Origin of the sequence: Azospirillum ramasamyi (genome assembly GCF_003233655.1) — a bacterium.
Classification (GTDB): Bacteria; Pseudomonadota; Alphaproteobacteria; order Azospirillales; family Azospirillaceae; genus Azospirillum; species Azospirillum ramasamyi.
Genome location: NZ_CP029829.1, coordinates 2,027,003 through 2,052,346, shown reverse-complemented (window position 1 = coordinate 2,052,346; position 25,344 = coordinate 2,027,003). Strand labels below are relative to the sequence as shown.

Sequence of the window (25,344 nt, the reverse complement as noted above, 5' to 3'; positions counted from 1 at the left end):
ATCGGAATTGAGGACGCCGCCGGAGCGGCGTCGGACCCGCGTCGGCCGCTAGGTCAGCCGACCGGGAAACTGGGGATGGTGCCGCGCACCAGGTCGCGGGTGGCGGGATCGATGTCGGCCAGGATGCAGGCATGCATGTAGGCGCGGGCCAGCACGTCGAGTGCGAAGCCGGCATCGTGCGACCGGCGGCGGAACTCCTCGACCCGGACCGGGGAACCGAACACCGCCTGCCAGAAGGTCGGGGTGTCGAGCGGTCCGAAATTCATCGCCCAAAAGCCGAAATTTGGTTGGCCGGCCGAATGCTCGCGCAGGAGCAGTTGGACGTTGCGGTGGCGCGGGTCGGCGGCGATGCGGGTGTATAGCGGCTCGACCACCTCGGCTTCGCCTTCCAGGACCTGCAGGAAGATGCCCTCGAACTCCACCAGAAAGCCGGTCACTCCCAACTCGCGGTTCTTGCGGGCGCTGAACAGACAGATGTCGGCGAGGGCGCTGTAGGGCAGCCGGTCAATAGCCTCGCTGCGGTAGATGATGGTCAGCATACGGCATCCCGGAAACGGTCGGATCGAACGGCGACAGTCCCAAGCCTACGATGATTCCTTGCATTCGATGTATAGGCCTTTAGCCGAGGCGGCCGGCGGGACGGGCGCCCATTGCCGCCGGGCCGCTACAGCCGCTGGGGTACCGTCGCTGGGGTGCGGGTCAACCGGCCGGGATGCTCTCCAGCCCGCCGAACCGCCCCTGGAAGGCCGGCTGCGCATCGGGCAGCGGACCGTTGGCCGTGGTCGCCGCCTGCATCAGGAAGGCTTCGGACGGACCGGCCAGCCGGCGATAGAGGTTGCGGGTGAGCATCCGCGATTCCTGGCCCGGCCAATCAGCCGGCAGCAGGTCGGGCGGCAGCATCGGGTCGCGCAGCAGGATGCGGCGGAAGTCGTGGATCATCAGCGTGCGCAGGACGAAGCAGGATGCCGGGTCCGGGGTGTCGGCGGCATCGACCGCCGCCCAGACCGGACGGAAATGATCCAGAAACGCCGCATAGTCGTGTTCGAGCTGATCGATGTCCCAGCAGCCGCGCACCAGATCGCGCAACGCCCCGAAGCCCTCCGCCCGGTCCAGGCTGGCCTTCATGTGGACGATCTTGTCGGCAACCCCCAGTTCCGCCAGCGAGCGGTGCATCGCCGCCTCGTCGCAGTTGGGATGGGCGTAGACGGTGGCCGAGGCGGCGCCGAACCCCTGCCAGGTCAGTTCCCGCCGCAGGGCGTCGCGCGTCTCCGCGTCCAGCGCGTTTGGCGGTACCATCAGCAGATCCCATCCGCGATCCCATTCGCGGGCCAGCGGCGCGTAGATCCGCCGCTCCGCCGCGGCGAAGCGTTCCTTGCCGCTGTCGGTGACGCGGTAGAAGCTGCGCCGGCCGATCTGGGTGTTGGTCAGCCAGTCGTCCTTGCACAGCCGGAAGACGGAGGTGCGGATGATCCGCTCGCTCATCCCGAACAGCCCCATCAGGTCGATCAGGCTGCCCAGCCACAGCGATCCGCCATGCGGCAGCACGGCGTCGCCATAGACGGTGATGATCAGCGACTTCGCCCGCGGCGCGATCGTCTCGGTCAACTGGGCGGCAAGGTCTTCGGTGCGGCGCGGGCGGGCCATGCGGTGGGGGCGTCCTTATCGATACGGCTGGTGATGCGGGAGGAGCCGGGCGAGGCGGTACGATGGAGTTGTATACGCAACCCGGACCCGGTTCGGCCAGCGCCACGACAGCGCGGGAGACCGGAGCGGATACCGGCCGGCGGCCGATAGGAGGCAATCCGGACTTTCCGTTTGACAATCATTAATGTGATACACTACGTTGGATCATCAAAGCAAAATTGTGTCATAAAACGAAACGGCGATCCCCTGGGCCGAAGATGCAGGGATCGCATTGGGAAACGGGGGCGGGCGGAAACATCCGCACTTCGATTGTGGTCACGGAGGCCAAAAATCCTCTTCCGAAATCGTTTCGTTTGAAACATTATGTGATGCAAATCGTCCCGCCGCTCCGGGATCGGGCCCTCGTCCGGTCCGGTGTCAAGGCGGGCAGCCAAAGGGAGGACATCATGCGCAAACGCCTGCTTGCCACCATCGCCTTCACCGCCATGACCGCCATGACGGCGGTGTCCGGGCTGCTGTCCGGGGCGGCGCAGGCCGCGGACCCGATCAAGGTCGGCGCCATCGTCTCGGCCACCGGCCCGGCCTCCTTCCTCGGCGATCCGGAGAAGAAGGTGCTGGAGCTGTATGCCGACCGCATCAACAAGGCCGGCGGCGTCGACGGCCGTCCGGTGAAGCTGACCGTCTATGACGACGGCGGCGCGGCCGACAAGGCGGCCTCCTTCACCAAGCGCCTGATCGAGAGCGACGGCGTCGACTTCATCGTCGGCGGCACCACGACCGCGGCGACCATGGCGGCGGTGCCCCTGGTGGAGCGCGCCGGCGTGCCCTTCATCTCGCTGGCCGGCGCCGTGGTGATCGTCGAGCCGGTGAAGAAGTGGGTGTTCAAGACCCCCCATACCGACCGCATGGCCGCGGAAAAGGTGATGGAGGACATGAAGAAGCGCGGGCTGACCAAGCTGGCGCTGCTGTCGGAGGATTCCGGCTTCGGCAAGTCGGGCCGCGACCAGACCATCGCCGTCGCCAAGGAACGCGGGATCGAGCTGGTCGCCGACGAGACCTATGGCGCCAAGGACACCGACGTCACCGCCCAGCTGACCAAGATCAAGAACAACGCCGCGGCGCAGGCGGTGCTGGTGTTCGGCCTGGGCCAGGGCCCCGCGGTGGTGACCAAGAACTACCGCCAGCTCGGCATCTCGCTGCCGCTCTACCAGTCGCACGGCGTCGCGTCGAAGGAGTTCATCCGGCTGGCCGGCGGTGCCGCCGAGGGTGTCCGCCTGCCGGCCGCCGGTCTGGTCGTCGCCGCGCAGCTGCCCGACAACGATCCGCAGAAGAAGGTCGTGACCGAGTTCACCAAGGTCTACGAGGACAACTTCAACACCGAGGTGTCGACTTTCGCCGGCCATGCCTATGACGGGCTGATGATCGCGCTGGAGGCGGTGAAGCGCGCCGGCGGCACCGACAAGGCCAAGCTGCGCGACGCCATCGAGCAGACCAAGGGCTATGTCGGCACCGGCGGCACCGTGACCATGAGCCCGACGGACCACATGGGCCTGACGCTGGACGCCTTCCACATGGTGGAGGTCAAGCAGGGCGACTGGTCGCTGGTGAAGTAAACCCAGCTCTCTGACGGGCGCAGCGACCCTCTCCCGCCTCTCGCACAAACTCTGTTTGTGCTGACGGCGTCAGGCGGATCGAAGATCCGCTGAGAGCCCCGGGAGAGGGAGGGAACCCGCCGCAGGCGGGGAGGGTGAGGGGGAATCCAAGGATTGAAGGCCTGGATCCTTGCCGCACCCTCACCCTTCCCATGCTGCGCATGGGCCCCGAGGCCGCTCGCAAGTCTCGCGGCCGCATTCCGCCTACGACCGCCGTCGGCGCTCGTCCGGCCTGCGGCCGTCGGCTCCATGCCCTCTCCCGGATCGGGATAGGATCACAGGAACCCAACGATGTTCGCGGAACTGCTGCAATACATGCTGTCGGGGCTGACCATCGGCGCGATCTATGCGCTGGCGGGGCTCGGCTTTTCGATCATCTACAACGCCAGCCATGTCATCAACTTCGCCCAGGGCGAGTTCATCATGGTCGGCGGCATGGCGTCGGCCACGCTGACCGCGTCGGGGGTGCCGCTGCCGCTGGCGATCATGATCGGCTGCGGCGGCGCCATGCTGGTCGGCGTGCTGGTGGCGAAATTCGCGGTGGAACGGGCGCGCAACGCCTCCACCGTCACCCTCATCATCATCACCATCGGCGCGTCGATCTTCCTGCGCGGCATCGCCGAGCTGATCTGGGGCAAGGATTTCAAGCGGCTGGAGGCTTTTTCCGGCGAAACGCCGATCCAGATCCTGGGCGCCTCGATGCAGCCGCAGTCGCTGTGGGTGGTGGGCACCGCATGCGTGCTGATCGTCGCCATCGGCCTCTTCTTCAACAAGACGCTGACCGGCAAGGCGATCCTCGCCACCTCGCACAACCGTCTGGCGGCGCAGCTGGTGGGCATCGACGTGAAGCGGGTGGTGCTCGCCTCCTTCGCGCTGTCGGCGGCGCTGGGCGCCATCGGCGGGGCGGTGGTCGCCCCCATCACCTTCTCCTACACCGAGATGGGCATCATGCTGGGGCTGAAGGGCTTCACCGCCGCGGTGCTGGGCGGTCTCGGCAACGGGCCGGGCGCCGTCGCCGGCGGGCTGATCGTCGGCGTCGCGGAGGCGCTGGGCGCCGGCTACATCTCCTCGGCCTACAAGGATGCGGTGGCCTTCGTCATCATCCTGGCCGTCCTTCTCTTCATGCCGAACGGACTGTTCGGCAAGCGCGGCACCGAACGGGTGTAAGGACCGGATAACCGATGAACGCACTCCTTCACGGGCGGCTGACCGGGCTTTTGGCGCTGGGCGCGGTGATCGCGGTCCTGCCGGCCTTCCTGCCCAACAACTTCTATCTCGACATCGCCATCCTGGCCGGCTTCAACGCCGTGGTCTGCGTCGGGCTGAACCTGCTGATCGGCTATGCCGGGCAGATCAGCCTCGGCCATGCCGGCTTCTTCGGCATCGGCGCCTATGCGTCGGGCGTGCTTGTCGGCAGCTACGGCTGGCCGCCGGTGGTGGCGCTGCTGGCCGGCGCCGTCTTCGTCGGGCTGCTGGCCTTCCTGGTCGCCAAGCCGATCCTGCGGCTGAAGGGCCATTACCTCGCCATGGCGACCCTCGGCATCGGCATCATCGTGTCGATCGTGCTGCGCACCGAAAGCGGCCTGACCGGCGGTCCCGACGGCATGATGGTGGAGCCGTTCAAAATCTTCGGCGTCGAGCTGTATGGCGAGAAGGTCTGGTACTGGGTGGTCGGCGCGTTCCTGCTGGGCGTGGTCTGGCTGTCGCTGAACCTGATAGACAGCCCGATGGGCCGGGCGCTGCGCGCCGTCCACGGCTCGGAGGTGGCGGCCGAGGTGGTCGGCGTCGATACCGCGCGCTTCAAGGTGCTGGTCTTCGTGCTGTCGGCGGTGTTCGCCAGCGTCGCCGGCAGCCTGTTCGCCCATTACACCGGCCTGATCACCCCGGCCAAGGCCGACTTCTTCAAGTCGATCGAGCTGGTGACGATGGTGGTGTTCGGCGGCATGGCGTCCACCTTCGGCGCCGTCGTCGGGGCCGTGGTGCTGACCCTGCTGCCGCAGGCGTTGACCGTCTTCCAGGATTACCAGCAGATCGTGCTGGGCGGCATCCTGATGGCGACGATGGTCTTCATGCCGAAGGGCCTTCTTCCCACCCTGGCGGCGCTGGTCCCGGCGCGGAGGCGGGCATGAACATGCTGACCACTCCCGATCTCGCTCCCGACACCAGCGCGCAGGCGCGCCGCGTCGGCCCGCCGATCCTGCAGGTGGAGCATCTCAGCCGCGAGTTCGGCGGCGTGCTCGCCGTCGGCGATCTCAGCTTCACCATCGCGGCCGGCGACATCCATTCGATCATCGGGCCGAACGGGGCGGGCAAGACCACGCTGTTCAACCTGGTGACCGGCGTCTACAAGCCGTCGGGCGGCCGGGTGCTGTTCGACGGGGCCGACGTATCGGGCATGGCGCCCTACAAGCTGGCCGCCCGCGGCATGTCGCGCACCTTCCAGAACCTGCAGATCTTCTTCAACATGACGGCGCTGGAGAACGTCATGGTGGGGCGGCACCTGCACCTGAACACCCGGCTGCTGCCGGCGCTGTTCCGCTTCCCCTCGCTGGTGCGCAGGGACCGCGAGGCGCGCGACCGGGCCGCCCAGCTGATGGCCGAGGTCGGGCTGGAGAAGTACATCGACGCCGACGCGGCCTCCATGCCCTACGGCGCGCTGAAACGGCTGGAGATCGCCCGCGCGCTGGCGTCTGAACCGAAGCTGCTTCTGCTGGACGAACCGGCCGCCGGCCTGAACGCCACCGAAAGCCGCGAGATCGACGAGGTGATCAAGACCGTGGCGAAAAGCGGCGTCACCATCGTCCTGGTGGAGCACGACATGAAGATGGTGATGGGGATCTCGCACCGGATCACCGCGCTGAACCAGGGCCGCATGCTGGCCGAGGGCACGCCGCAGGAGGTGGCGGCCAACCCCGACGTCATCGCCGCCTATCTCGGCGCGGCGCCGTAAGGGAGGTCCGGCCATGCTTCTGGAGATCGAGGGCCTCAACAGCCATTACGGCCGCATCCACGCGCTGAAATCGGCCAGCCTGTCCGTGCGGGAAGGCGAACTGGTGGCGCTGGTCGGCGCCAACGGCGCCGGCAAGACGACGCTGCTCCGCACCCTGTCCGGCGTCCATCCCGCCAGCAGCGGGCGCATCACCTTCGACGGTTGCGACATCACCCGGATGAAGGCGTCGCGCCGCGTCGCCGAAGGCGTGGTCCAGGTGCCGGAGGGCCGGCAGCTGTTCGGCCCGCAGACGGTCGAGGACAACCTGCGCCTCGGCGCCTTCCGCCGCGGCAGCGGCAAGCCCGACGACGACATCGAGCGGCTGTACGAGATGTTCCCGGTGCTGAAGGTCAAGCGCGACCAGCCCGCCGGAACCCTGTCGGGCGGCCAGCAGCAGATCGTGGCGCTGGCCCGCGCGCTGATGGCGAAGCCGCGCCTGCTCCTGCTCGACGAGCCCAGCATGGGGCTGGCGCCGCTGCTGGTGGCGGAGATCTTCGACGCCGTGCAGCGGCTGAAGCGGGAAGGCACGACCATCCTGCTGGTGGAGCAGAACGCCCACGCCGCGCTCGCCATCGCCGACCGCGGCTATGTGATCGAGACCGGCGAGATCGTGCTGAGCGACAGCGGCGCCGCGCTTCTGAGCAACGAGCGGGTGCGGCAGGCTTACCTGGGGCTGTGATAGGGTGGCGGCGTTAGCCCCCTCCCAACCTCCCCCGCTCTCAGCGGACCTACGGTCCGCCTGTCGCGTCAGCACAAAGCGCAGCTTTGTGCGAGAGCTGGGCGGGGGAGGGACTGTCGTCGCTGTCCCGAATCAACACTTCCCCCCTTTCCCGCCGACGGTTGAGGGCGGGATGGGGAGGGGGCAAAGCGCAGCATCAACCTAGCGGACCAACGCCCGTGAAACTCCACACCTACTTCCGCTCCTCCGCCGCCTACCGCGTGCGCATCGCCCTGAACCTGAAGGGGCTGGCGCCGGACCAGGCCTTCGTCCATCTGCGCCGGGGCGAGCAGGCCAGGCCGCCCTTCGCCGCCCTCAACCCGGAGCATCTGGTGCCGGCGCTGGAGGTCGACGGGCCGGACGGGCACCATGTGCTGACCCAGTCGCTCGCCATCATCGAATATCTGGACGAGACCCATCCCGCTCCGCCGCTGTTGCCGGCCGATCCGCTGGGCCGCGCGCGGGTGCGGGCGCTGGCGCTGGCGGTGGCCTGCGACATCCATCCGTTGAACAACCTGCGGGTGCTGGGCCGGCTGAAGGCGATGGGCCACAGCCAGGAGGAGGTCGACGACTGGTATCGCCACTGGATCGCCGTCGGGCTGACGGCGCTGGAGGCGCAGCTGGCCGGCGATCCGCGCACCGGTCGCTTCTGCCACGGCGATGCGCCGGGGCTGGCCGACGTGCTGCTGGTGCCGCAGATGGCGAACGCCCGCCGGCTGGCCTGTCCGCTGGACGGCTATCCGACGCTGCTGCGCATCGACGAGGCCTGCCGCTCCCTGCCGGCCTTCGCCGCCGCCGCCCCCGACCGCCAGCCCGACGCGGAGGCCTGATACCGCATCACATCTCCCCGTCGGTGTTAGCGGTTTTGCGACACCCATCCGTGGTATAAGGGTGGCCGGAACTGGTGCGGGGACGGCGACCGGGCGATGTTGGGCAACTTTTCCTCGATGGCCTACGACCTTGCCGAAAACATCGCGGCAAGCGCCTTCGTCGTTCTCGCCTACACCTTCCTGATCCGCCGGTCCGGCGGCTGGAGCCAGTTCACCCGGCAGGTCGTCTTCGGCACGGTCATGGCGATGACCGCCCTGTTCTCCATGGTCCACCCGATCCATCTCGGACCGGGCATCTTCATCGATGCGCGGGCGCCGCTGGTCGGGCTGGCCGCCCTGTTCGGCGGGCCGGTCTCCGCGGCGATGGCGGCGGCCTGCGTGGCCGGCTACCGCCTCTCCCTGGGCGGGGCGGGGATGGAGGCCGGCGTCGCCAATGCCGGGTTGTCCTTCCTGGTCGGCATCGGCTTCGCCGCCTGGATGAAACGGCGCCGCGTCGGGTTGGGGGTGCTGCCGCTCCTGCTGTTCGGCCTGCTTTTGACGCTGGCGTCGCTGTCCACGCTGGCCTTGCTTCCCAGCCTGGAGCTGGCGTTGCAAGTGGCGGAGCGGACGGCGGCGCCCATGCTGGCGATCGTGCCGCTCGGCACCCTGGTCCTGGGCGGCCTGCTGCTGCGCGAACAGCGCCATCACGGTTCCGAACAGCGGCTGGGCGAGAGCGAGGCGCGTTACCGCCTGCTGGCCGACAACGCCACCGACATGATTCTGGAGATGAAGGCGGACGGGGCGGTGCGCTATCTGTCGCCGTCGGTGCGCGACATCCTGGGCCATGATCCTGTCGAACTCGTCGGCCGGGCCCCCGCCATCCTGCTGCACCCCGACGACCTGGAAAGTGCGGCGATGGCCTTCGCCGGCATGCAGCCGGGCTCGCCGCCCGTCACCTTCACCCACCGGCTGCGCCACCGCGACGGCCATTACCTGTGGGTCGAATCCAGCATGCGCCCGACGGTGGGGGCCGACGGCGAGTTCGTCGTGGTCGGCGTCGTCCGCGACGTGACCGAGCGCAAGCGTTATGAGGAGGAACTGTCCGCCGCCCGCGCCGAGGCCGAGGCGGCCAACCGGGTGAAGTCGGAATTCCTGGCCTCCATGAGCCACGAGATCCGCACGCCGCTGAACGGCGTCATCGGGTTCGCCGACCTGCTGCTGGGCACCGACCTGACGGCGGAACAGCGCCAGTATGTCTCGCTCCAGCGCGAGGCCGGGCGGGGGCTGCTGGCGATCATCGGCGACATCCTGGACTATTCGAAGATCGAGGCCGGCAAGCTGGAGCTGGAGGAGCGCGCCTTCGACCTGCACCGGCTGCTGCGCGACTGCCGCGATCTGATGAGCAACGCCGCCTCGCAGAAGGGGCTGCTGCTTCAGCTGTCGCTGGGCGGCACGGTGCCGCGCTTCGTCCGCGGCGACGAGGCGCGCATCCGCCAGATCCTGCTGAACCTCGTCGGCAATGCCGTGAAGTTCACCGAACGCGGATCGGTGCTGGTCTCCGTCGGCCTGCTGTCGGGAGAGGCGGACGGCCATGGCGAGGATGCGCCGGCCCTGATCCGCTTCTCCGTCAGCGACACCGGGCCGGGCATTCCGGCGGCCGATCAGGCGAAGCTGTTCCAGCGCTTCAGCCAGGGCGACCGCTCCACCACGCGGCGCTTCGGCGGCACCGGGCTGGGGCTGATCATCTCAAAGCAGCTGTCGGAGCTGATGGGCGGGCGGATCGGCGTGCAGAGCAGCCCGGGCGTCGGCAGCACCTTCTGGTTCGAGCTGCCGCTTCCGGTGGCGGAGGCCCCCGGCCTCGCGGCGGAGCGGCGGGCGGAGCGGCGGGCGGAGGGCGCCGCCGGGCGCAGCGCCCGCATCCTGCTGGCCGAGGATGTGCCGATGAACCAGATCGTCACCTCCTCCATCCTCTGCAAGGCCGGCCACACGGTGGAGGTGGCGGAGGACGGCGTGCTGGCGCTGGAGGCCGTGCGCGGCGGCAGGTTCGATCTGGTCCTGATGGACATGCAGATGCCCCGGATGGACGGGTTGCAGGCGACCGCGGCGATCCGTCAGCTTGGCGGAAGGCGGGGTGCTGTGCCTATCATCGCGCTGACCGCCAACGCGCTGACCGATCAGCTGCAGCTTTGCCTGGATGTCGGCATGAACGACCATGTGACCAAACCGATCGAGCGCGACACCCTGCTGTCGACGGTCGACCGCTGGCTGGAGGCCGGGGCGGAAGCGGATGCGAAGGCCGCGGCGGATGCCGCCCGGTCCGGCGACGACGCGGAGGCGGCGGCGGCGCTGGCCGGGGTCGCTCCGGTGTCCGGCGGCGCCCCCGTGCTGAACCGCGCCACGCTCGACACGCTGGCCGATATGCTGGGCGGCGACGTGCTTCCCCGCTTCGTCACCGGCACGCTGGAGGAACTGGCCCTGCGCGCAGACCGCATCGGCGGGGCGGCGACCATGAAGGAGGCCGCCACCGATGCCCATGCCATGGTGTCGCTGGCCGGCAATGTCGGCCTGCTGGAGCTGTCGCGGCTGGCCCGCATGCTGCAGCATGCCTGTGAACAGGATCGCCCCGAGGTGCCGGCGTTGAAGGCGCAGTTGCGCGACGCCGTCAACCGCGCCTCCGCCGCGCTCCGGGCGGCGCTGCCCACCCTGGGCGTCGCGGTGGAGCAGGCCCGCTGAGGGCGGGCATAAACCAACGGTCAGCGGTTGACGATCAGGGCGACGCCGGCCACGGCGACCGCGGCGCCGGCCCAGGCGCCCAGAGACGGACGCTGGCCGGTCAGCAGCCACATCATCGGCAGGATCAGCACCGGGCTCAGGGCCGACAGGGTGGCGACCACCCCGGCATTGCCATGTGCCAGCCCGACCAGCAGCAGCGTCATCCCCACACCGACGCCCAGCAGCCCGTTGCCGGCGATCTGCAGGGCAAGCTTCGGCGTCAGCCCGCGCGGCAGGAACAGGCCGCCGCCGGCCGCCGCCGCATCGCCGCCCCGCATCGCCGACAGGGCGCCGATGGCGGTGAACATCAGCGCCGCCGTCGTCACCCGCACGGTGGCCGACGCGACCGGATCGGCGCCGGCCGCCATCACCGGCTTGGCGATCACCGATCCCACCGCCTGCGCCACCGCCGCCACCAGGCAGACGCCGACGCCGGCCAGCAGGCTGCCCTGCACCGCTTCCCAATTGTGGGTGGAGCCGGACCGCAAGGCCACCGCCATCATCACCCCCAGCGTCACCAGAACGATTCCCAGCGTCGTCCACGGCCCCAGCGCCTCGCCCAGCAGGGTGTAGCCGAGCAGGGCCGTCAGCGGCGCGTTGGCGGCGTAGATCACCACGTTGCGCCGCGGCCCCAGCCGGCTGAGCGACCAGAACAGCGCCATGTCGCCCATCACGATGCCGGCGGCCCCCGACAGGGCCAGCGTCAGGACGGCTCCGGTGTCCAGTGTTTCCCAGCCGCCCAGCAGCGTGGTGGCGACGAGCAGGACCGCGGCGACGATGGTCAGGCGCACCCGGTTGAACGCGATGGAGCCGAGCACCCGCACCGGCCCGATGGCGATCAGGCCGCCCGCGGCCCAGCACAACGCCGCGCCGAGCGCAGCCATATTGGCGATCATGATGGAACTGTGAACCCGTGGTTGAGGTCGTGGGCCGGCACTCTACAGCAGCAGGAGACTGCCCGCGAAATGAGCAAGCTGCATGGCCGGGCCGATCTTCCGCCCGGCCATCGGAACCCACCCCCGCCGGTTGCCGTTGAGTCCGTCGACATACCCGTTCGTGGCACAGCCAATCGAGGAGGATGCGACCGATGCGGACAGATTTCACGAGGTCCGGCCCCGCCGTCCCGCTGGCGCTCGCGGTGGCGGCCGGGCTTCTGGCCGTCCAGCCGGCAGCCGCACAGAGCGGGGCGCAAACCGGATGCGCCGCGATGGTGGAGCAGTTCGCGGCCAACCACGGCCTGTCGACCGAACCGCCGCCGGTCGCCGTCCCCGACAGCGCTGCGCCCGGCCTGTCCGGCTCGACCCCGCGCGACGAGCAGGGCTCCGGTTCCGGGTCGGGCATCGGCAGCGGGGGGTTGGCCCAGTCCGGCGGCATGGTGGCGCCGCCCGCCGTCGGCGACCAGGCGGTGATCGAACCTCCGGCGATCGGCAGCAACATGCCGACCGCTCCTTCCGTCGCTCCGCAGGCCAACTCCCGCGCCACGCCGGACAGCGGACCCGGCGGTTCCGGCGGGGCCAACGGGCTGATGGGGCAGGCGGCGCGCAACGCCCAGATGGAATCCCTGGTCACGGCGGCCCGCAGCGCCGCCCGCGAGGGCGACGAGGCCCGCTGCATGGAAAGCCTGAACGACGCCCGCCGCCTGTCGCAGACCACGCCCGACGGCCAGGGCGGCTGACCGGCCGCGCCCGTTCCAATCACTGCCGCGCTTTCGCCGCCCCTTCCACCGCCGCCCCTTCCACCGTTGGAGGACGCCGAGCATGAATTTCAGCCTTGGTCCTTTTCCGCCGTCTCCGCCGCGCGAGCCGTCCATTCCCCCGGTCGGCCCCGACGAACCGTTGCCGGTGCCGGGCGATCCGTCCCGCCCGCCGGTGGGGGAGCCGCCGTCCCCCATCCCGGTTCCGCCGCGGGAACCGCCGCCGGTGCCCGACCGTTTGATGGACCGCCTGATGGGCTGAGGCCCCGGGTGTGATATTTTACTGCCTGTCCGGTGTATGCGGAGCGGTCCCGACTTGCCAAAGCCGCCGGGACGGGCGATGAGTCAGGGGTTGGCGTTCGCCGGTCCATGTCGGGACCGTTCCGGGCGCCGCTTCTGTTTGCCGGAGTTCGGGTTTCCCATGTACAATCAGCCGCCCCGCAGCCACGTCTATCGTCAGCCCAACGTCGTCGCCACCCAGGTGACGGCCATCGTGAAATGGTTCAACCCCGAACGCGGCTACGGCTTCGTCAAGGTCGGGGACAGCGGCAAGGATGCCCTGTTGCCGGCCTCGCTCGTCGTGCCCGCCGGCCACACCACCCTGCCGGACGGCGCCACCGTCGTCGTCGACATCGTCGAGGACCGCAAGGGCCAGCAGGTCAGCGTCCTGCATTCCGTCGATCTCTCCACCGCCGCCCCGGCCCGTCCGCAGGGCCGCGACCGTGGCTTCGGCGAGCGCAGCTTCGGGGATCGGGGCGGCGATCGGGGCGGTGACCGCGGTTTTGGCGACCGTGGCTTCGGTGACCGGGGTGGGGACCGCGGGTTCGGCGCGCGCCGCGATGCCGGCGGTCCGCGTGACCGCAACTTCGGCGACCGCAACTTCGGGGATCGGGGCGGCGACCGCGGCGGTTTCCAAGACCGTGGGCAGGGCCGCGGCTTCCAGGACCGTGGGCCGGGCCGTGGCTTCCAAGATCGTGGCCAGGACCGTGGTTTCCAGGACCGGGGCCAGGACCGTGGCCAGGACCATGGTGGTTTCCAGGATCGCGGTCCGCGTCGCCCGCAGCAGGACAGCGGCCCGACCAGCGAGATGGGCGCCACCGTGAAGTGGTTCAACGGCGGCAAGGGTTATGGCTTCGCGCAGCCCGACGGCGGCGGGCGCGACGTGTTCATCCCGGCCCGCGCGCTGGAGAGCGCCGGCCTGCGCGGCCTGGATGACGGACAGCGCGTGCGCATGACCGTCCGCCAGACCGAAAAGGGCATGGAGGCGGTCAGCCTCAAAGTCGAGTGACCGCTTCCGCCGCCCGGCCTATTTGTCGGACGGCAGCGTGGATTGCCCCAGATGCTCCGCCGCTTCCCGCTGGTTGCGGGCGGCGGGGTCGTCGGGGGTGGCGAGCCCGGCGTCCGGGCCGTTGACACGGGGACCGCCCGAGTTGCGGCGGTCTTCCTCCTCGATCTCGCGGGCGGCCTGCGCCCAATGGTCGAGATGGCGGTGTTCGGGCCGCCCTTCCTGCTCCCAAAGCCGATAGGCGCGTTCGCGGATCCGCGGGTCGTCCGGGCCCAGTGTGTGTTCCATGATGCTCGCTTCCAATCCGAAGGGTTGCGGGCCGGTCAGCCCCGGTCCGGCTGGGAGGGGGAGGAGATCCGCTCCAGCGCGCCCTGCACGGCGCGGTCGTTCTTGGCTTCGGTGGCAAGATCGCCCAGCGACACGATGCCCGTCAGCCGGTCGTTGCGGTCGACCACCGGCACGCGGCGGATCTGCTGGCCGGCCATCAGTTCGGTGACGCTGCCGACCGGGTCGTCCTCGTAGCAATAGCGGGGATTCGAGGTCATCACCTCCGCCACCTTGCAGCGGTCGGGTTGCTTTCCGGCCGAGATGGCGCGGATGGTGATGTCGCGGTCGGTCACCACGCCGACCAGATCCCGCCCTTCGCAGACGGGCAGGATGCCGACGTTCAACTGGTCCATCAATTGCGCGGCCCGGCGGATGCTGTCGTCGGGCCGGACCGTCTGCACGTCGCGGGTCATGATCTCGCGGATTTTCATGCGGGGCTTCCTGGCACAGTGGCGGTGAGGCGCGGTACTCCGGTCCCGCTTCAACAGATGCGCCGGTCCACCGTCGCGCTCAACCTATCCAGTAGAGGGGATCCACACCGAAGAGCCAGGCATGAAGCAACAGCATGCCCCCATAAGCGGCCAGCCCTCCGGCCAATCGCGCCGGCCCCATCTCCGCCAGTCCCGTCAGCGCGCCGCGCACCCCTTGCGGTCCGGCCAGCGGCAGAAGCGAGGTCTCCGCCCGGAAGGCGCGGCCGGCCGGGCTGCGGCCCAGGACGATCTCGTTCTTGACCAGCGCGAACAGCGCGATGGCCGCCATGGTGCCGAACAGCAGCACGCGGCGCCCGTCGCCGGTGGCGTTCAGATGCGCCAGCGCCCACAGCAGCAGCGCCAGGCTGCCCGGCGCGCGGGTGAGGCGGTAGATGCCGTGCGGCGGGTTGGGCGCGCTCTGGCTGCCGAAGCGCATGGTGACGCGGGCGACCAGCAGCAGGAAGACCACCGGCATCACCACCGCCACCAGCGCCGCCGCCCAGCCGAAGGGCGTGAACACCACCTCCCCGCCGTCTGCCGCCCGGTAGGCCAGCACGAACAGGGCCAGCGTCAGCAGTGAACCGGCGGAATGGAGGGTCACGAAGCCGCCGCGGCCGAACCGGGCGATCAGGGCGGGCCGGACCCCCGGCCAGGAGGGCAGGGCATGGCTGAGGAACAGCAGTGCGGCGGCGAGGGCGAGGGATGCGGTCATGATGGAGACACCCAACCGTAGACGAACGGTCCGCGCCTTGACTCCGGTCAAAAGAACCCCCGGTCAAGGGAGACTCCGACGAGGAGAGGACCGGGTCGGGAACGCCCGCACCGGCCGCGCGGTTCAAGATATCGAAACCGCGAAGTCCACCACCGACCCGATCAGGCACATGACCGAGTGGATCATCCAGATCGTACAGCAGTTCGGCTATCTCGGCATTTTCCTGATGCTGATCCTGGCCCGTGCGCTTCCGCCGATCCCGGCGGAGACGGTGATCCCGCTGGCCGGCATGGGGGCGGCGACGGGGGAGTTCAACCTGCTGCTGGTGGCGCTGGCCGCCGGGCTCGGCTCCGCGGTGGGGGAACTGGTCTGGTATGCGCCGGCCCATTGGATGGGGCGCGAGCGGTTCGAGGTCTTCCTCGGCCGTCACGGCCATTGGCTGACCGTGAAGCCGGAGCAGGTCCACCGCGCCACCGGATGGTTCGCCCGGCACGGCGGCCTCGCCGTCCTGCTGTGCCAGCCGCTGCCGGGCCTGCGCACCCTGATTTCCGTCCCCGCCGGAGCCTGCGGACTGCCGATGGGGGTGTTCCTGCTCTATGCCGCGGCGGGAGCGACGCTCTGGTCGCTGGTGCTGGCCTGCACCGGCTATCTGGTGCGGGTGGGCTTCCCCTGGATCGCCGACCTGATGGTGCCGGGGACGCTGCTGCTGTTCATCGTCCTGATCGGCGCCTATGCGCTGCGGCTGTTCCGCCACCGCCGCGACAGCCGCCGTGCGGTACGGGGCGGGGCATCGCGCAGCGAAGGTTGATCTTCCGGGTGACGGTAGTCGAACCACCGTGGAACCTTCTGGCAGGCTTGCGCGTTGGAGGCGCGAACAACCCGAACGGACATGGCCTTGCGGCCAGGAGCGTCGGCCAGGATGTTCGGCATGAGCCGTTTCCGAAAGGATCCACTGCGATGACCCGCAATTTCGCAACGACGAACCGGTGGCGTGCCGCCGCCGTCCTGTCGGCGGCGCTCGGCATGGCCGCCTGCGCCTCCGACGTGCCGCCGCCCACCGCACAGCTCGGCGCCGCCTCCCAGGCGGTGCAGGAGGCGGAGCGCGCCAACGCCCTGCAGTATGCCCCGGTCGCCCTGCAGAGCGCCCGCGACAAGCTGGCCGCCGCCGACAAGGCGATGCGCGCCGACGAACGCACCCGCGCCCGCCGCCTTGCCGAGGAGGCCCGCGTCGATGCCGAGCTGGCCACGGTCACCTCGCAGCGCGCCGTGACCCAGCAGGCCGCCGCGGCCGTCCGCGAGTCCGTCACCCCGAACCGGCCGCAATCGGCGATGGCGCCCAATGCCGCGCCGAACGGCGCGCCGGCCTACAGCGGCTCGACGCTCGGCACGCTGCCCGCGCCCAACTCCACCACGGGCGGCTCCAGCATGAGCGGCTCCAGCCATCCCGCACCGTCCGCCGTCCCGCCGGTCCCCGCCGGGTCGCTCGGCACAAGCACCGGCAACAGCTGGGGCTACAGCTATCCGGAGGTGCGGCAATGAGCGCGCCCGTTCCTCGCAGCATGGCCCCCCGCACTTTGCTGGTGCTGGCCGGCCTCGGGCTCGGCCTTGCCGGCTGCGCCACCCAGCCCACCGACAGCGCCGCCCTGATCCAGGCGCGCCAGGACTACAGCCTCGCCGCCGCCAACCCGCAGATCGCCGGCAATGCCCCGCTGCAGCTGCGCGACGCCGAGCAGGCCCTGCGCCAGGCCGAAGCGCTGCGAGACCGGGGCGCCGACGCCTCCGAGGTCGATCACCAGGCCTACATCGCCAGCCGCCGCGTGCAGATCGCACAGGAAACCGCCGGGGTGAAGGGCGCGCAGACCGTGGTCGCCAACGCCGACACCTACCGCCTCCAGGCCCGCAACACCGAGCTGGAGCAGCAGCTGCGCGACCTCCAGGCCCAGCGCACCGAGCGCGGCCTCGTGATGACCCTGGGCGACATCCTCTTCTCCACCGGCCGGGCCGACCTGACCCCCGGCGCCTATGAGCGCATGGACCGGCTCGCCCAGTTCCTGCAGGCGCATCCGGCCCGCACCGTGCGGATCGAGGGCCACACCGACAACACCGGCAGCGACGCCACCAACCTGCGCCTGTCGGAAGCCCGCGCCCAGGCCGTCCGCGACGCGCTGTCGGCGCGCGGCGTCTCGCCGTCGCGCATCGTCACCCAGGGCATGGGCGAGGCGCAGCCCGTCGCCTCCAACAGCAACGATGCCGGCCGCCAGCAGAACCGCCGCGTCGAGATCATCATCTCCGACGACGGCACGGTGGCGCAGGTACGCTGAAGGGGGCCTCGGACCCCCTCTCCACAACCTCGCATAAGAAATCCCCTTTCCCACGCGAGCGGGACGGGGGATTTCGACCGTGGCGACGAAAGTTGCCCTGCCGACAGCTATCCCTGCCGGCTGCGCTCCTCCTTCCGCGCCGCCCGCACCACCCCCCAGGCGCCGGCGGCCAGACCCACGGTCAGCAGCGCCGCGGCGGCCACGCGCAAGGCGGAGCGCGGCGGGGCGGGCAGGCGCTTCCAAGGGGCCCAGGCCTCGTCCGGGTCGTCGGGATCGGCGATGCGCAGGGCGGCGAAGGCCTGATCGGTCAGGCTGGGATCGGTGGCGGGAAGGTCCACCAGACGGCGGCCGGAGTGCCGGCACAGGCGGTCGATGGCGGCGACCAGGCTTCCCGTCTCCCGCAATTCGGCCTCCAACCGCTCCTGGTCGATGCCCATATGCTCGGCCAACAGACGGTTGCGCACGCCGGTGATGGCGTCGGCCGCCCGGTCGCGCTCGGGACCGTCCTCCGGCGCCTCGATGGTCAGGTCGCATTCGGAATCGTAGCCCATCGAGCGGTTGTTCAGGTTGGATGAGCCGATGCGCAGCAGCCGGCCGTCCACCGCCACCACCTTGGAATGGACGATCACCGGCGCCCCCTGTGCCGTCACCGGGGTCATGGCGCGCAGGCGGCCGAAGCGGTCGGCCTCGCGCAGGCAGCGCAGGGCGACCGCCCGCGAGGTGTCCATCGCCATCCGGTCGAACCAGCTCGGGCTTTCCATCGACACCACCACCACCACCTCCGGCCCATCGGGCTCGGCCAGCCGGCGGGCCAGCGCGCTGGCGATGCGGGCGGAGGCGAAATACTGGCTTTCCAGATAGATGGTCCGCTCCGCCGCGGCGATGGCGGCGAAGGTCAGCGCCTCGCTCTCGCGGATCGCCGGTTTGTCCTCGGTCGCCGGCACGGTGCGTGACACGCCGATCACGGCATCGGTCAGCACCGGGTGGGAGCAGTCGCGCAGCGGGCAGTCGGGCCAGGGGTCGTGGCCCGAGGGATCATGGGCCGAGGGATCATGGGCCGAGGGAGCCCGGCTTGGCGGCGGGCAGGGTTCCAGCGCCTCGCCGGTGGCGCAGCGCCAACGCTCCCGCGCCAGATCCGCCAGCGCGCGGGCGGCGTCGCCGTCGACCATCATCATCACGTCGTGGCGGGGGCTGTAGGGCTCGCCATCCGGGCCGAGGCGGCGCGGGTCGTCGTCGCGATGCTCCGACGTGTCCCAGCGGTCGAAGGAGAAGTCGATGCCGCCGCAGAAGGCGAGCGCGTCGTCGATCACCAGGATCTTCTGGTGCTGGGCGGCGCCGACCGGCAGTTCCCCGTCCAGCCGGGCGTTCAGCCGGCGGCCGGTGTTGCGGTCCAAGCGCTCCAGCGGCTCATGCGGGTGATCGAGCGCGATGGGGAAGGGCATGTCCCATTTCAGCGCCCGCACATGCAGGCCGGGGCGCGACCGCACCAGCCGGGCCAGGAAGCGGCCGAGCGTTTCCGGGCTGTGGGGATCGAGCCGCATGCGCGGATCGACGTCCCAGCCGATCAGCAGGATCGAATGCTGTGCCTTTTCCATCGCGGCGCGGGCGGCGACGAAATAATCGGCGCCGTCGACCAGAACCGCCACTCGCCCGGCCCGCTCCGTCCGCCAGCAGGTGACGCCGGACCGCAGCACCGGGCCGGCTGCGGGATGAGGGACAAGGACCGGCGTGGCGGAAGGATTGAGCTTCATCGGGGAAAATCGACTCCGGGCGCAGCGGAAACGCATGGCAGGCGGAAACGCATCAAAGGCGGATACGCATGGAAATCGTCCGGCTGGCTGCCCGGCACACTGTCCGCCTCGCGGCTTGAACCCCGGCGCGGGCCGGTTGTTCCCGCCGCCGGTCCGGTGCGTCGGGATCTTGCCGAATGAGGTTCCGCGGGAACGCTTTTGCCGCTGATTTTTGAAAAAAGCGCATTCGACCACCGAAACCATGGCCGGATTGCTCTGTTGAACCCGGTGAAGGAGGCGATGGCCCGGCCGGCAAGCGCGACGCCGACGCGGCACGCGATGCAGGGTTCGCCATTCGCCCCGATCCGAAAGACGCCCAACTGCGAGGCGTTGCCACCATGCAAGGAGTTCGAGGATGCGTAACCTGATGATCGGCGCCGTTTCGGCGGTTCTCCTGATGGCCACTCCGGCGCTTGCCCAGACGGGCACGCAAGTTCCGCAGGGTTCGACCAGCGGCACCTCCAGCTACACCGGTTCGGACGGCGTCGTCCGCACCACGCCGGGCGCCACCACCTCGCCGTCGGCCGGCTCGGCCACCAACGGCCCGATGAACGCTCCGGGCACCTCGGGTTCGACCGGCACCTCCAGCGGCAGCATGTCCGGCTCGTCCACGCCGGGCGTGACCACCGCGCCGTCGGGCATGGGCAACAACACCGGCAGCAACATCCCGCGCGACAACCAGACCGCCACGGGCACCCACTGCCCGCCGGGCACCCCGAACTGCGGCCCGGACCAGGGCGGCGGCAGCCAGTAACCTCCGCTTAGCGGCCAACACGGCGCGGGCGCCCCGGAGCTTACCCTCCGGCGGCGCCCGTGTCCGTTTTGGGCCGGAGCATCTTGAAAGGGGATGGCGCGGAAGCGGCTGGAAACCTACCGCTCCCCGTTTACCCCCGCGCCCGCGCGGGCCGCTGCATGGTTGGGGCTTCGGCAGGATCGGCGTCGGTCTGGCAGGTTCCGGCGATGTCGTCCAGCGGGGCGACGCCCATGGCGGTGGCGACCAGACGGCGGAACAGGCCCTGCTGGCGGCTGTCCGTCACCAGATATTCCGGGTGCCACTGCACGCCGATCATGAAGGGTTCGTCCGGCGCCTCGATGCCCTGGACGATGCCGGCGCGCTCGCGGGCGACGACGCGCAGACCGTCGCCGACGCGGTCCACCGACTGGTGGTGCAGGGCGTTCACCCGGCATTCGGCGATGCCGAGGATGCAATAGAGCCGGCTGTCGGGCTCGATGCGGATGCGCTTGCGCGGCAGAACGGTGCGCATGTGCGGCGCTTCCTCGTACACCTCGTGGATGTCGACGTGCAGCGAGCCGCCGCGGTGGACGTTGATCATCTGCGAGCCGCGGCAGATGCCCAGCACCGGCAGGCCGAGCTTCGCTGCGCAGTCCAGCGCACGCATCTCCAGCCGGTCGCGGTCGGGATCAATGCGGATTTGCGGCCGGGCGGATTCGCCGTAGAGCGACGCGTCGATGTCGTCGCCGCCGCCGACCACCAGCGCGTCCAGCCGGTCGATGGGGAAGGGCGCCTCGGCCGTGATGCGGACCGACGTGGCGCCGGCCCGCCACAGGGCAAGGCGGTTGGCCATGGCGGCGATGCGGCTGCCATGGACGGAGGCGGTGATGCCGACCAGCGGCCGGGATCTTCCGATGACGGCTGCCATGGCACGCTCCCTTTTCAGCCGGCCTGCCGCAGGGTGCCGTCCGCGGCGCCGTTCTCCTCACCGGAAAGGCCATGGATCGTGGGGTTCGCGGCCAGGAAGCCGTCGATCCGCTCGGCCCAGCGATCGGGCGCCTGGGTGGCGGCCATCTGCATGAACTCGGCGCCCAGCCCGTCCAGCAAGGCGCGGTCCGACGCCAGCCGCTCCACCGCCACCCAGCGGTTCCAGTCGGCGGCGAGCGACCAGTCCGGATCGCTCAGCCGCGCGTTGGGCAGCCGATAGTGGAAGGTCGGACGCGGGCGGACATGCGGATCCTCCATCGCCTTCGCCAGGCGATCGGGGGCGAGATGGGCGAAGAGCGGAAACAGGTCCAACTCGCGGTTGCGGCTGGGGTTGTCGGCCAGATAATCGTCGATCAACCCGCCCAGATCGGGGCGATAGGCCGGATCGGCGAGCTTGGCGGCATAAGGAACGGGGAAGGCGGCGATGAAGCCGGACAGGCGGCGGGTCGGATCGACGCGGATCTCCCGCCGCAGCCAGGGCGCCAGGATCAGGAAGGCCTTCAGGTGGTCCAGCACATAGTCGCCGTCCGTCCGCGCCACCTCCGGATTGAAATGCAGGCCGAAGGCGAACAGCGGGCTGGCCTCCGTCCCGGCGGCGCCGCGGTCGCGCAGGCAGGCGACCAGTCTTTCCAGGTCCGGCATCTGCTCCACCGTCACCGGCGGGGCGGCGATTTCGAACGGCATCACCAGACTGCCGATGTTGCCCCAGATCGGACGCAAGGGGTCCAGCACCTTGGACCCTCCCTTGCCGGGATGGGCGGAGCGCATGTCCAGTTCCACCGTGAAGTCGCCCAGGCTGGTGCCGCTCACCAGACATCTGTGCGGGTCCTCGACGGTGACCGTCCCTCCGAACAACTCGCGCACGCAGGACGCGGCCGACGGCGCGTCCAGGTCGGCGAATTCAAGTTCCACCCCGACGCGGCGCGGTGTGCCCTGGGGGGTGTTGCGATGCGGGGGGAGGAAGAAGGGATGGGTCATTGCAAGCCATCAACACCCGATTCCCCTTGCTGTTCCCGCATGTCGGAAATCCAGATCCACCCTTGAATGGGGGTTTCAGGTCGTAGAAACGGCATACCTCTTTTGGCCGTAATCACTCGTTGGGGGTAAGCTCTGGATTTTTATGCAAATGCGGCTAACCAACCGGCATTCTTTGAGATGATTCTTTCGATTGTCTCAGAACATTTGACCCATTCTATCCAATTTTTGTCTAAATTAACGACCGCTTAACCATAAGTGCGTTAGCGATAGGCAAGCGGCACGGCGGCGCGCGCGATGCGCCATCCGGTCGGATTCGCGGTGGGAGCCTCGTCTACGCCATGACCCTTCTGGCACGCCTCTTCATCCTGGTCCTGCTCGCGGTCCTGCCGGCGATCGGAATCCAGATCTACAGCGTGCTCGACCAGCGGGCGGAGCGCGAGGCGGAGGTCACCCTCCAGGCCGAACGGCTGCTGACCCAGGTGGAGAGCGAAAATGCCCGCATCCTGGAAAGCGCCCGGCTGATGGTCACGGCGGTGACGGAGGCCCCCTTCCTGCGCGGGGGCGAGGTCGCCGGCTGCCAATCATATCTGGAGCGGCTGTCCGCCCGTTCCGCCGACTACCGCACCCTGTCGGTCACCGATGCCGGCGGACGCATCACGTGCAGCGCCGACCCGTCGCGCATCGGCTCCTCCCTGGCCTCCCAGCCGCATTTCCGCCGGGCTATGGCCCAGGGCCGTTTCGTCGTCGGCGAATGGACGATCACCCATTCCGGCGCCGCCGACGGCGAGCTTCCGGTCGCGGTCCCCTACACCGACGCCGAGGGCAAGCGGGCCGGGGTGATTGCCCTGTCGCTCGACCTGCCGCAGCTGACCGCCATCTTCGCCACCCGCCCGATGCCGGAGAACACCGCCCTGACCGTCGCCGACCGGTCCGGCACCGTCCTGGTAAAGCTGTCGGACACCCAGGGCCGCGTGGGCGAGCGGCTGCCGGACAACTACCTGCCGCTGCTGTCGGAGACTGATTCGGGTGTGACGATGCTGTCGGGAACCGACGGCGTCTCCCGCATCCTGGCCTTCTCGCCGCCCACCGCCGGAATCCGCGACCTGTTCATCAGCGTCGGCGTCGACCGCGGCGCCGCGATGGGGGCGGTGGACCGCGCCACCCGCGACGGGCTGCTGATGACCCTGTCGGGCTTCCTGGTCGCCGCCGCCGCGGCCTGGATCGGCGGCACCCTGTTCATCCGCCGCCCGGTCGACGCGCTGGTCCGTGCCGCCCGCGACTGGAGCGAGGGCAAGACCGCCACCCGCGTGAAGCTGTCCGACCGCTCGTCGGAGATCGGTCAGCTCGGCCATGCCTTCGACATGATGGCCGACCGGCTGGAAGCGCGCGAGGCGGCGCTGCGCCAGTCGGAAAGCCACATCCGCGCGGTTCTGGACGCGCTGCCGGCCTATGTCGGCGTGCTGACGCCGGACGGCGCGGTGGCCCAGGTCAACCGTGCCGCCGCCGATGCCGCCGGGCTGCCGCCCGCCCGCATCGTCGGCCGCTCCTTCGACGAGATCTGTTGGCTGTCCTTCGACGAGTCCGGGCGTGAACGGCTGCGCCAGGCGCTGGCGCTGGGCGCGCACGGCCGCTCCTCCCGCTTCGACTCCGGGCTGCGGATGGGCGATGGGCGCGAGGTGACCGTCGACGTCAACCTGACGCCGATGGTCGATGCCGATGGCCATGTCACCCACCTGATCGCGTCGGGCATCGACATCACCGAGCGCAAGCGCACCGAGGAGGCCCTGCGCGTCGCCGAGGAGCGCGTGCGCACCGGGTTGCGCAATTCGGGCGTGGCGGTGTTCAACCAGGACCGCGACCTGCGCTACACCTGGTCCCATTCCGAATTGCTGGGCTTCACGCCGGAGACGCTCAACGGCCGCACCGATGCCGACCTGTTCGACCCCGGCGAGGAGGTCGACAACCTGATGGCGCTGAAGCGCCGCGTGATGGAGAGCGGCGTCGGCGCGCGGGAGGAGGTCCGCATCCGCTTGAAGGGCGAGGAGCGATTCTTCGACCTGACCGTCGATCCGCTGCGCGATCCCTCCGGCCGGGTGGAAGGCGTCACCTGCGCCGCCGTCGAGGTCACCGACCGCAAGAAGGCCGAGGCCGAACTGCAGCGGGCGCGGGAGGAGGCCGACCTTGCCAACGAAGGCAAGTCGAAGTTCCTGGCCGCCGCCAGCCACGACCTGCGCCAGCCGGTCCAGTCGCTCTACCTCTTCACCGCGGCGCTGAGCGACCGGCTGCAGGGGCACCCGGCCCTGCCGATCCTGGACAACATCCGCCAGGGATTGGACACGCTGAAGACCCTGCTGGACGGCCTGCTCGACATGTCTCGTCTGGAATCCGGCAAGATCGTCGCCACCCCGGTCGAGGTGCGGCTGAACCAGATGCTCGGCCGGCTGGTCGCCGAATACGGCCCGCGCGCCGCCCAGAAGGGGCTGGAACTGCGCGCCGTGCCGACCCGCGCCTGGGTGCGCACCGACCCGGCCCATCTGGAGCGCATCCTGCGCAATCTGGTGGAGAACGCCCTGCGCTACACCGCCAGCGGCAAGGTGCTGCTGGGCTGCCGCCGCACGCCGTCGGGCATGCGGGTGGAGGTCTGGGACACCGGCGCCGGCATCCCCGCCGAGCGGCTGGAGGACATCTTCGAGGAGTTCACCCAGCTCGGCGAGCGCAGCGAGCGCGGCCTGGGGCTGGGGCTGGCCATCGTCAAGCGGCTGTCGCGGCTGCTCGGCCATCCGGTGACGGTGCGGTCGTGGGAGGGCAGGGGCTCGGTCTTCACGGTGGAACTGCCGCGGGTGATCCTGGGCAATGCCCGTCCCGCCATCGGCACGGCCGCCGCCGCGGCGACGCTGGCCCGCCGCTCCGCCGCCGCCAACGATGCGGCCGACGCCGCCGCCAACGACCGCGGGCAGGCGATCAGCGCCATCGCCAGCGCGTTCGGCGGCGGCAAGGGCAGGGTGGCGACGGGTGGACGTGGTGGCGACATTGCGGTCAAGACGGCGGTCACGCCCGGTCCGGGAACGGATGCCAAGGGCATGGTTCTGGTGATCGACGACGAGGCGATCATCCTGCTCGGCCTGAAGGCGATCCTGGAGGGCTGGGGCTATGACGTGCTGACCGCCAAGTCGGGCGATCAGGCGCTGGAGCGGCTGCGCGCCGACGGACGCTGCCCGCAGATCGTGCTGGCCGACTACCAGCTCCAGCAGGGCCGCACCGGCCCGGAGGCGGTTGTCGCGGTCCAGGCCATGATGGGGCGGACCGTTCCCGGCATCATCCTGACCGGCGACACCAGCTCCGAACGCCAGGAAGAGGCCGAGCGCCGCGGCTTCCGCCTGCTGCACAAGCCGGTCTTCCCCAACGACCTCCGCCGCATGATGGCGAGCGCCGGGGCGGCATGAGGCGCACGCGGAGGCGATAGC

General features: G+C 70.0%; 24 protein-coding genes. 15 read left to right on the top strand and 9 right to left on the bottom strand.

What is annotated here, in order from left to right; all coding sequences use genetic code 11:
- Positions 1-53: 53 nt before the first annotated feature.
- Positions 54-539, bottom strand: a complete 486-nt coding sequence (locus tag DM194_RS09570) for a BLUF domain-containing protein (RefSeq protein ID WP_111067106.1) — start codon at positions 537-539, stop codon at positions 54-56.
- Between the two features lie 160 nt (positions 540-699).
- Positions 700-1,644 (bottom strand): phenylacetic acid degradation operon negative regulatory protein PaaX, encoded by a 945-nt coding sequence (gene paaX / locus DM194_RS09565; protein WP_111067105.1) that lies wholly within the window; start codon positions 1,642-1,644, stop codon positions 700-702.
- Between the two features lie 446 nt (positions 1,645-2,090).
- Here paaX and DM194_RS09560 point away from each other — a divergent pair, with 446 nt between their 5' ends.
- From DM194_RS09560 to DM194_RS09530, 7 genes are all read left to right on the top strand, one after another.
- Complete coding sequence (locus DM194_RS09560) at positions 2,091-3,257, top strand: ABC transporter substrate-binding protein (RefSeq protein ID WP_111067884.1); 1,167 nt, start codon at positions 2,091-2,093, stop codon at positions 3,255-3,257.
- Positions 3,258-3,587: 330 nt separating this feature from the next.
- Positions 3,588-4,463: a branched-chain amino acid ABC transporter permease gene (locus DM194_RS09555; RefSeq protein WP_111067104.1), complete on the top strand. Its 876-nt coding sequence runs from the start codon at positions 3,588-3,590 to the stop codon at positions 4,461-4,463.
- A 14-nt stretch (positions 4,464-4,477) separates the two neighbouring features.
- Complete coding sequence (locus DM194_RS09550; protein ID WP_111067103.1) at positions 4,478-5,425, top strand: branched-chain amino acid ABC transporter permease; 948 nt, start codon at positions 4,478-4,480, stop codon at positions 5,423-5,425.
- Positions 5,422-6,246 carry an ABC transporter ATP-binding protein gene (locus DM194_RS09545; RefSeq protein ID WP_111067102.1) on the top strand — a complete coding sequence of 275 codons (825 nt, stop codon included), beginning with the start codon at positions 5,422-5,424 and terminating at the stop codon, positions 6,244-6,246. Before DM194_RS09550 ends, DM194_RS09545 begins: the two co-directional genes overlap by 4 nt.
- A gap of 13 nt (positions 6,247-6,259) precedes the next feature.
- Positions 6,260-6,964, top strand: coding sequence for an ABC transporter ATP-binding protein (locus tag DM194_RS09540; protein ID WP_111067101.1), 705 nt, complete (start codon positions 6,260-6,262; stop codon positions 6,962-6,964).
- Positions 6,965-7,182: 218 nt separating this feature from the next.
- Positions 7,183-7,833 (top strand): maleylacetoacetate isomerase, encoded by a 651-nt coding sequence (gene maiA, locus DM194_RS09535; RefSeq protein WP_111067100.1) that lies wholly within the window; start codon positions 7,183-7,185, stop codon positions 7,831-7,833.
- Between the two features lie 117 nt (positions 7,834-7,950).
- A complete protein-coding gene (locus DM194_RS09530) occupies positions 7,951-10,545 on the top strand; it encodes a hybrid sensor histidine kinase/response regulator (protein ID WP_111067882.1) in 2,595 nt (864 codons plus the stop codon).
- Between the two features lie 20 nt (positions 10,546-10,565).
- Here the strand turns inward: DM194_RS09530 and DM194_RS09525 are convergent, their stop codons facing one another.
- On the bottom strand, positions 10,566-11,468 hold the full coding sequence (locus tag DM194_RS09525) for a DMT family transporter (RefSeq protein ID WP_246024173.1): 903 nt from the start codon (positions 11,466-11,468) through the stop codon (positions 10,566-10,568).
- A 203-nt stretch (positions 11,469-11,671) separates the two neighbouring features.
- Between DM194_RS09525 and DM194_RS09520 the strand changes: the two genes are divergently transcribed.
- From DM194_RS09520 to DM194_RS09510, 3 genes are all read left to right on the top strand, one after another.
- The gene (locus DM194_RS09520; RefSeq protein ID WP_111067098.1) at positions 11,672-12,259 is read left to right on the top strand and encodes a hypothetical protein; all 588 of its coding nucleotides are present in this window, start codon (positions 11,672-11,674) and stop codon (positions 12,257-12,259) included.
- A gap of 82 nt (positions 12,260-12,341) precedes the next feature.
- Complete coding sequence (locus DM194_RS09515) at positions 12,342-12,539, top strand: hypothetical protein (RefSeq protein ID WP_111067097.1); 198 nt, start codon at positions 12,342-12,344, stop codon at positions 12,537-12,539.
- Positions 12,540-12,698: 159 nt separating this feature from the next.
- The gene (locus DM194_RS09510) at positions 12,699-13,565 is read left to right on the top strand and encodes a cold-shock protein (RefSeq protein WP_111067096.1); all 867 of its coding nucleotides are present in this window, start codon (positions 12,699-12,701) and stop codon (positions 13,563-13,565) included.
- A gap of 18 nt (positions 13,566-13,583) precedes the next feature.
- On the opposite strand, the gene DM194_RS09505 is transcribed toward DM194_RS09510, so the two are convergent.
- The 3 genes from DM194_RS09505 to DM194_RS09495 form a co-directional block, all read right to left on the bottom strand.
- Positions 13,584-13,850: a DUF2934 domain-containing protein gene (locus DM194_RS09505; protein WP_111067095.1), complete on the bottom strand. Its 267-nt coding sequence runs from the start codon at positions 13,848-13,850 to the stop codon at positions 13,584-13,586.
- 35 nt (positions 13,851-13,885) lie between these two features.
- Positions 13,886-14,320 (bottom strand): CBS domain-containing protein, encoded by a 435-nt coding sequence (locus DM194_RS09500; protein WP_111067094.1) that lies wholly within the window; start codon positions 14,318-14,320, stop codon positions 13,886-13,888.
- 79 nt (positions 14,321-14,399) lie between these two features.
- Positions 14,400-15,071 carry an NnrU family protein gene (locus DM194_RS09495; RefSeq protein WP_111067880.1) on the bottom strand — a complete coding sequence of 224 codons (672 nt, stop codon included), beginning with the start codon at positions 15,069-15,071 and terminating at the stop codon, positions 14,400-14,402.
- A 169-nt stretch (positions 15,072-15,240) separates the two neighbouring features.
- Between DM194_RS09495 and DM194_RS09490 the strand changes: the two genes are divergently transcribed.
- From DM194_RS09490 to DM194_RS09480, 3 genes are all read left to right on the top strand, one after another.
- On the top strand, positions 15,241-15,879 hold the full coding sequence (locus DM194_RS09490; RefSeq protein ID WP_111067093.1) for a DedA family protein: 639 nt from the start codon (positions 15,241-15,243) through the stop codon (positions 15,877-15,879).
- A gap of 149 nt (positions 15,880-16,028) precedes the next feature.
- Complete coding sequence (locus tag DM194_RS09485; RefSeq protein ID WP_111067092.1) at positions 16,029-16,610, top strand: DUF4398 domain-containing protein; 582 nt, start codon at positions 16,029-16,031, stop codon at positions 16,608-16,610.
- Positions 16,607-17,392 carry an OmpA family protein gene (locus tag DM194_RS09480; protein ID WP_246024172.1) on the top strand — a complete coding sequence of 262 codons (786 nt, stop codon included), beginning with the start codon at positions 16,607-16,609 and terminating at the stop codon, positions 17,390-17,392. The genes DM194_RS09485 and DM194_RS09480 overlap by 4 nt, the downstream gene beginning before the upstream one ends.
- Positions 17,393-17,499: 107 nt before the next feature.
- Here DM194_RS09480 and DM194_RS09475 read toward each other — a convergent pair whose 3' ends face one another.
- On the bottom strand, positions 17,500-19,143 hold the full coding sequence (locus tag DM194_RS09475; RefSeq protein WP_111067090.1) for a phospholipase D-like domain-containing protein: 1,644 nt from the start codon (positions 19,141-19,143) through the stop codon (positions 17,500-17,502).
- Positions 19,144-19,537: 394 nt separating this feature from the next.
- Between DM194_RS09475 and DM194_RS09470 the strand changes: the two genes are divergently transcribed.
- On the top strand, positions 19,538-19,936 hold the full coding sequence (locus DM194_RS09470; RefSeq protein ID WP_111067089.1) for a hypothetical protein: 399 nt from the start codon (positions 19,538-19,540) through the stop codon (positions 19,934-19,936).
- Between the two features lie 130 nt (positions 19,937-20,066).
- Here DM194_RS09470 and DM194_RS09465 read toward each other — a convergent pair whose 3' ends face one another.
- Entirely contained in the window at positions 20,067-20,843 is a 777-nt protein-coding gene (locus tag DM194_RS09465; RefSeq protein ID WP_111067088.1) for a gamma-glutamyl-gamma-aminobutyrate hydrolase family protein, read from the bottom strand.
- 14 nt (positions 20,844-20,857) lie between these two features.
- Positions 20,858-21,880, bottom strand: a complete 1,023-nt coding sequence (locus DM194_RS09460) for an amidoligase family protein (RefSeq protein ID WP_111067087.1) — start codon at positions 21,878-21,880, stop codon at positions 20,858-20,860.
- A gap of 338 nt (positions 21,881-22,218) precedes the next feature.
- Here DM194_RS09460 and DM194_RS09455 point away from each other — a divergent pair, with 338 nt between their 5' ends.
- Complete coding sequence (locus tag DM194_RS09455; RefSeq protein WP_111067086.1) at positions 22,219-25,323, top strand: PAS domain-containing protein; 3,105 nt, start codon at positions 22,219-22,221, stop codon at positions 25,321-25,323.
- The last annotated feature ends 21 nt before the right edge of the window (positions 25,324-25,344 follow it).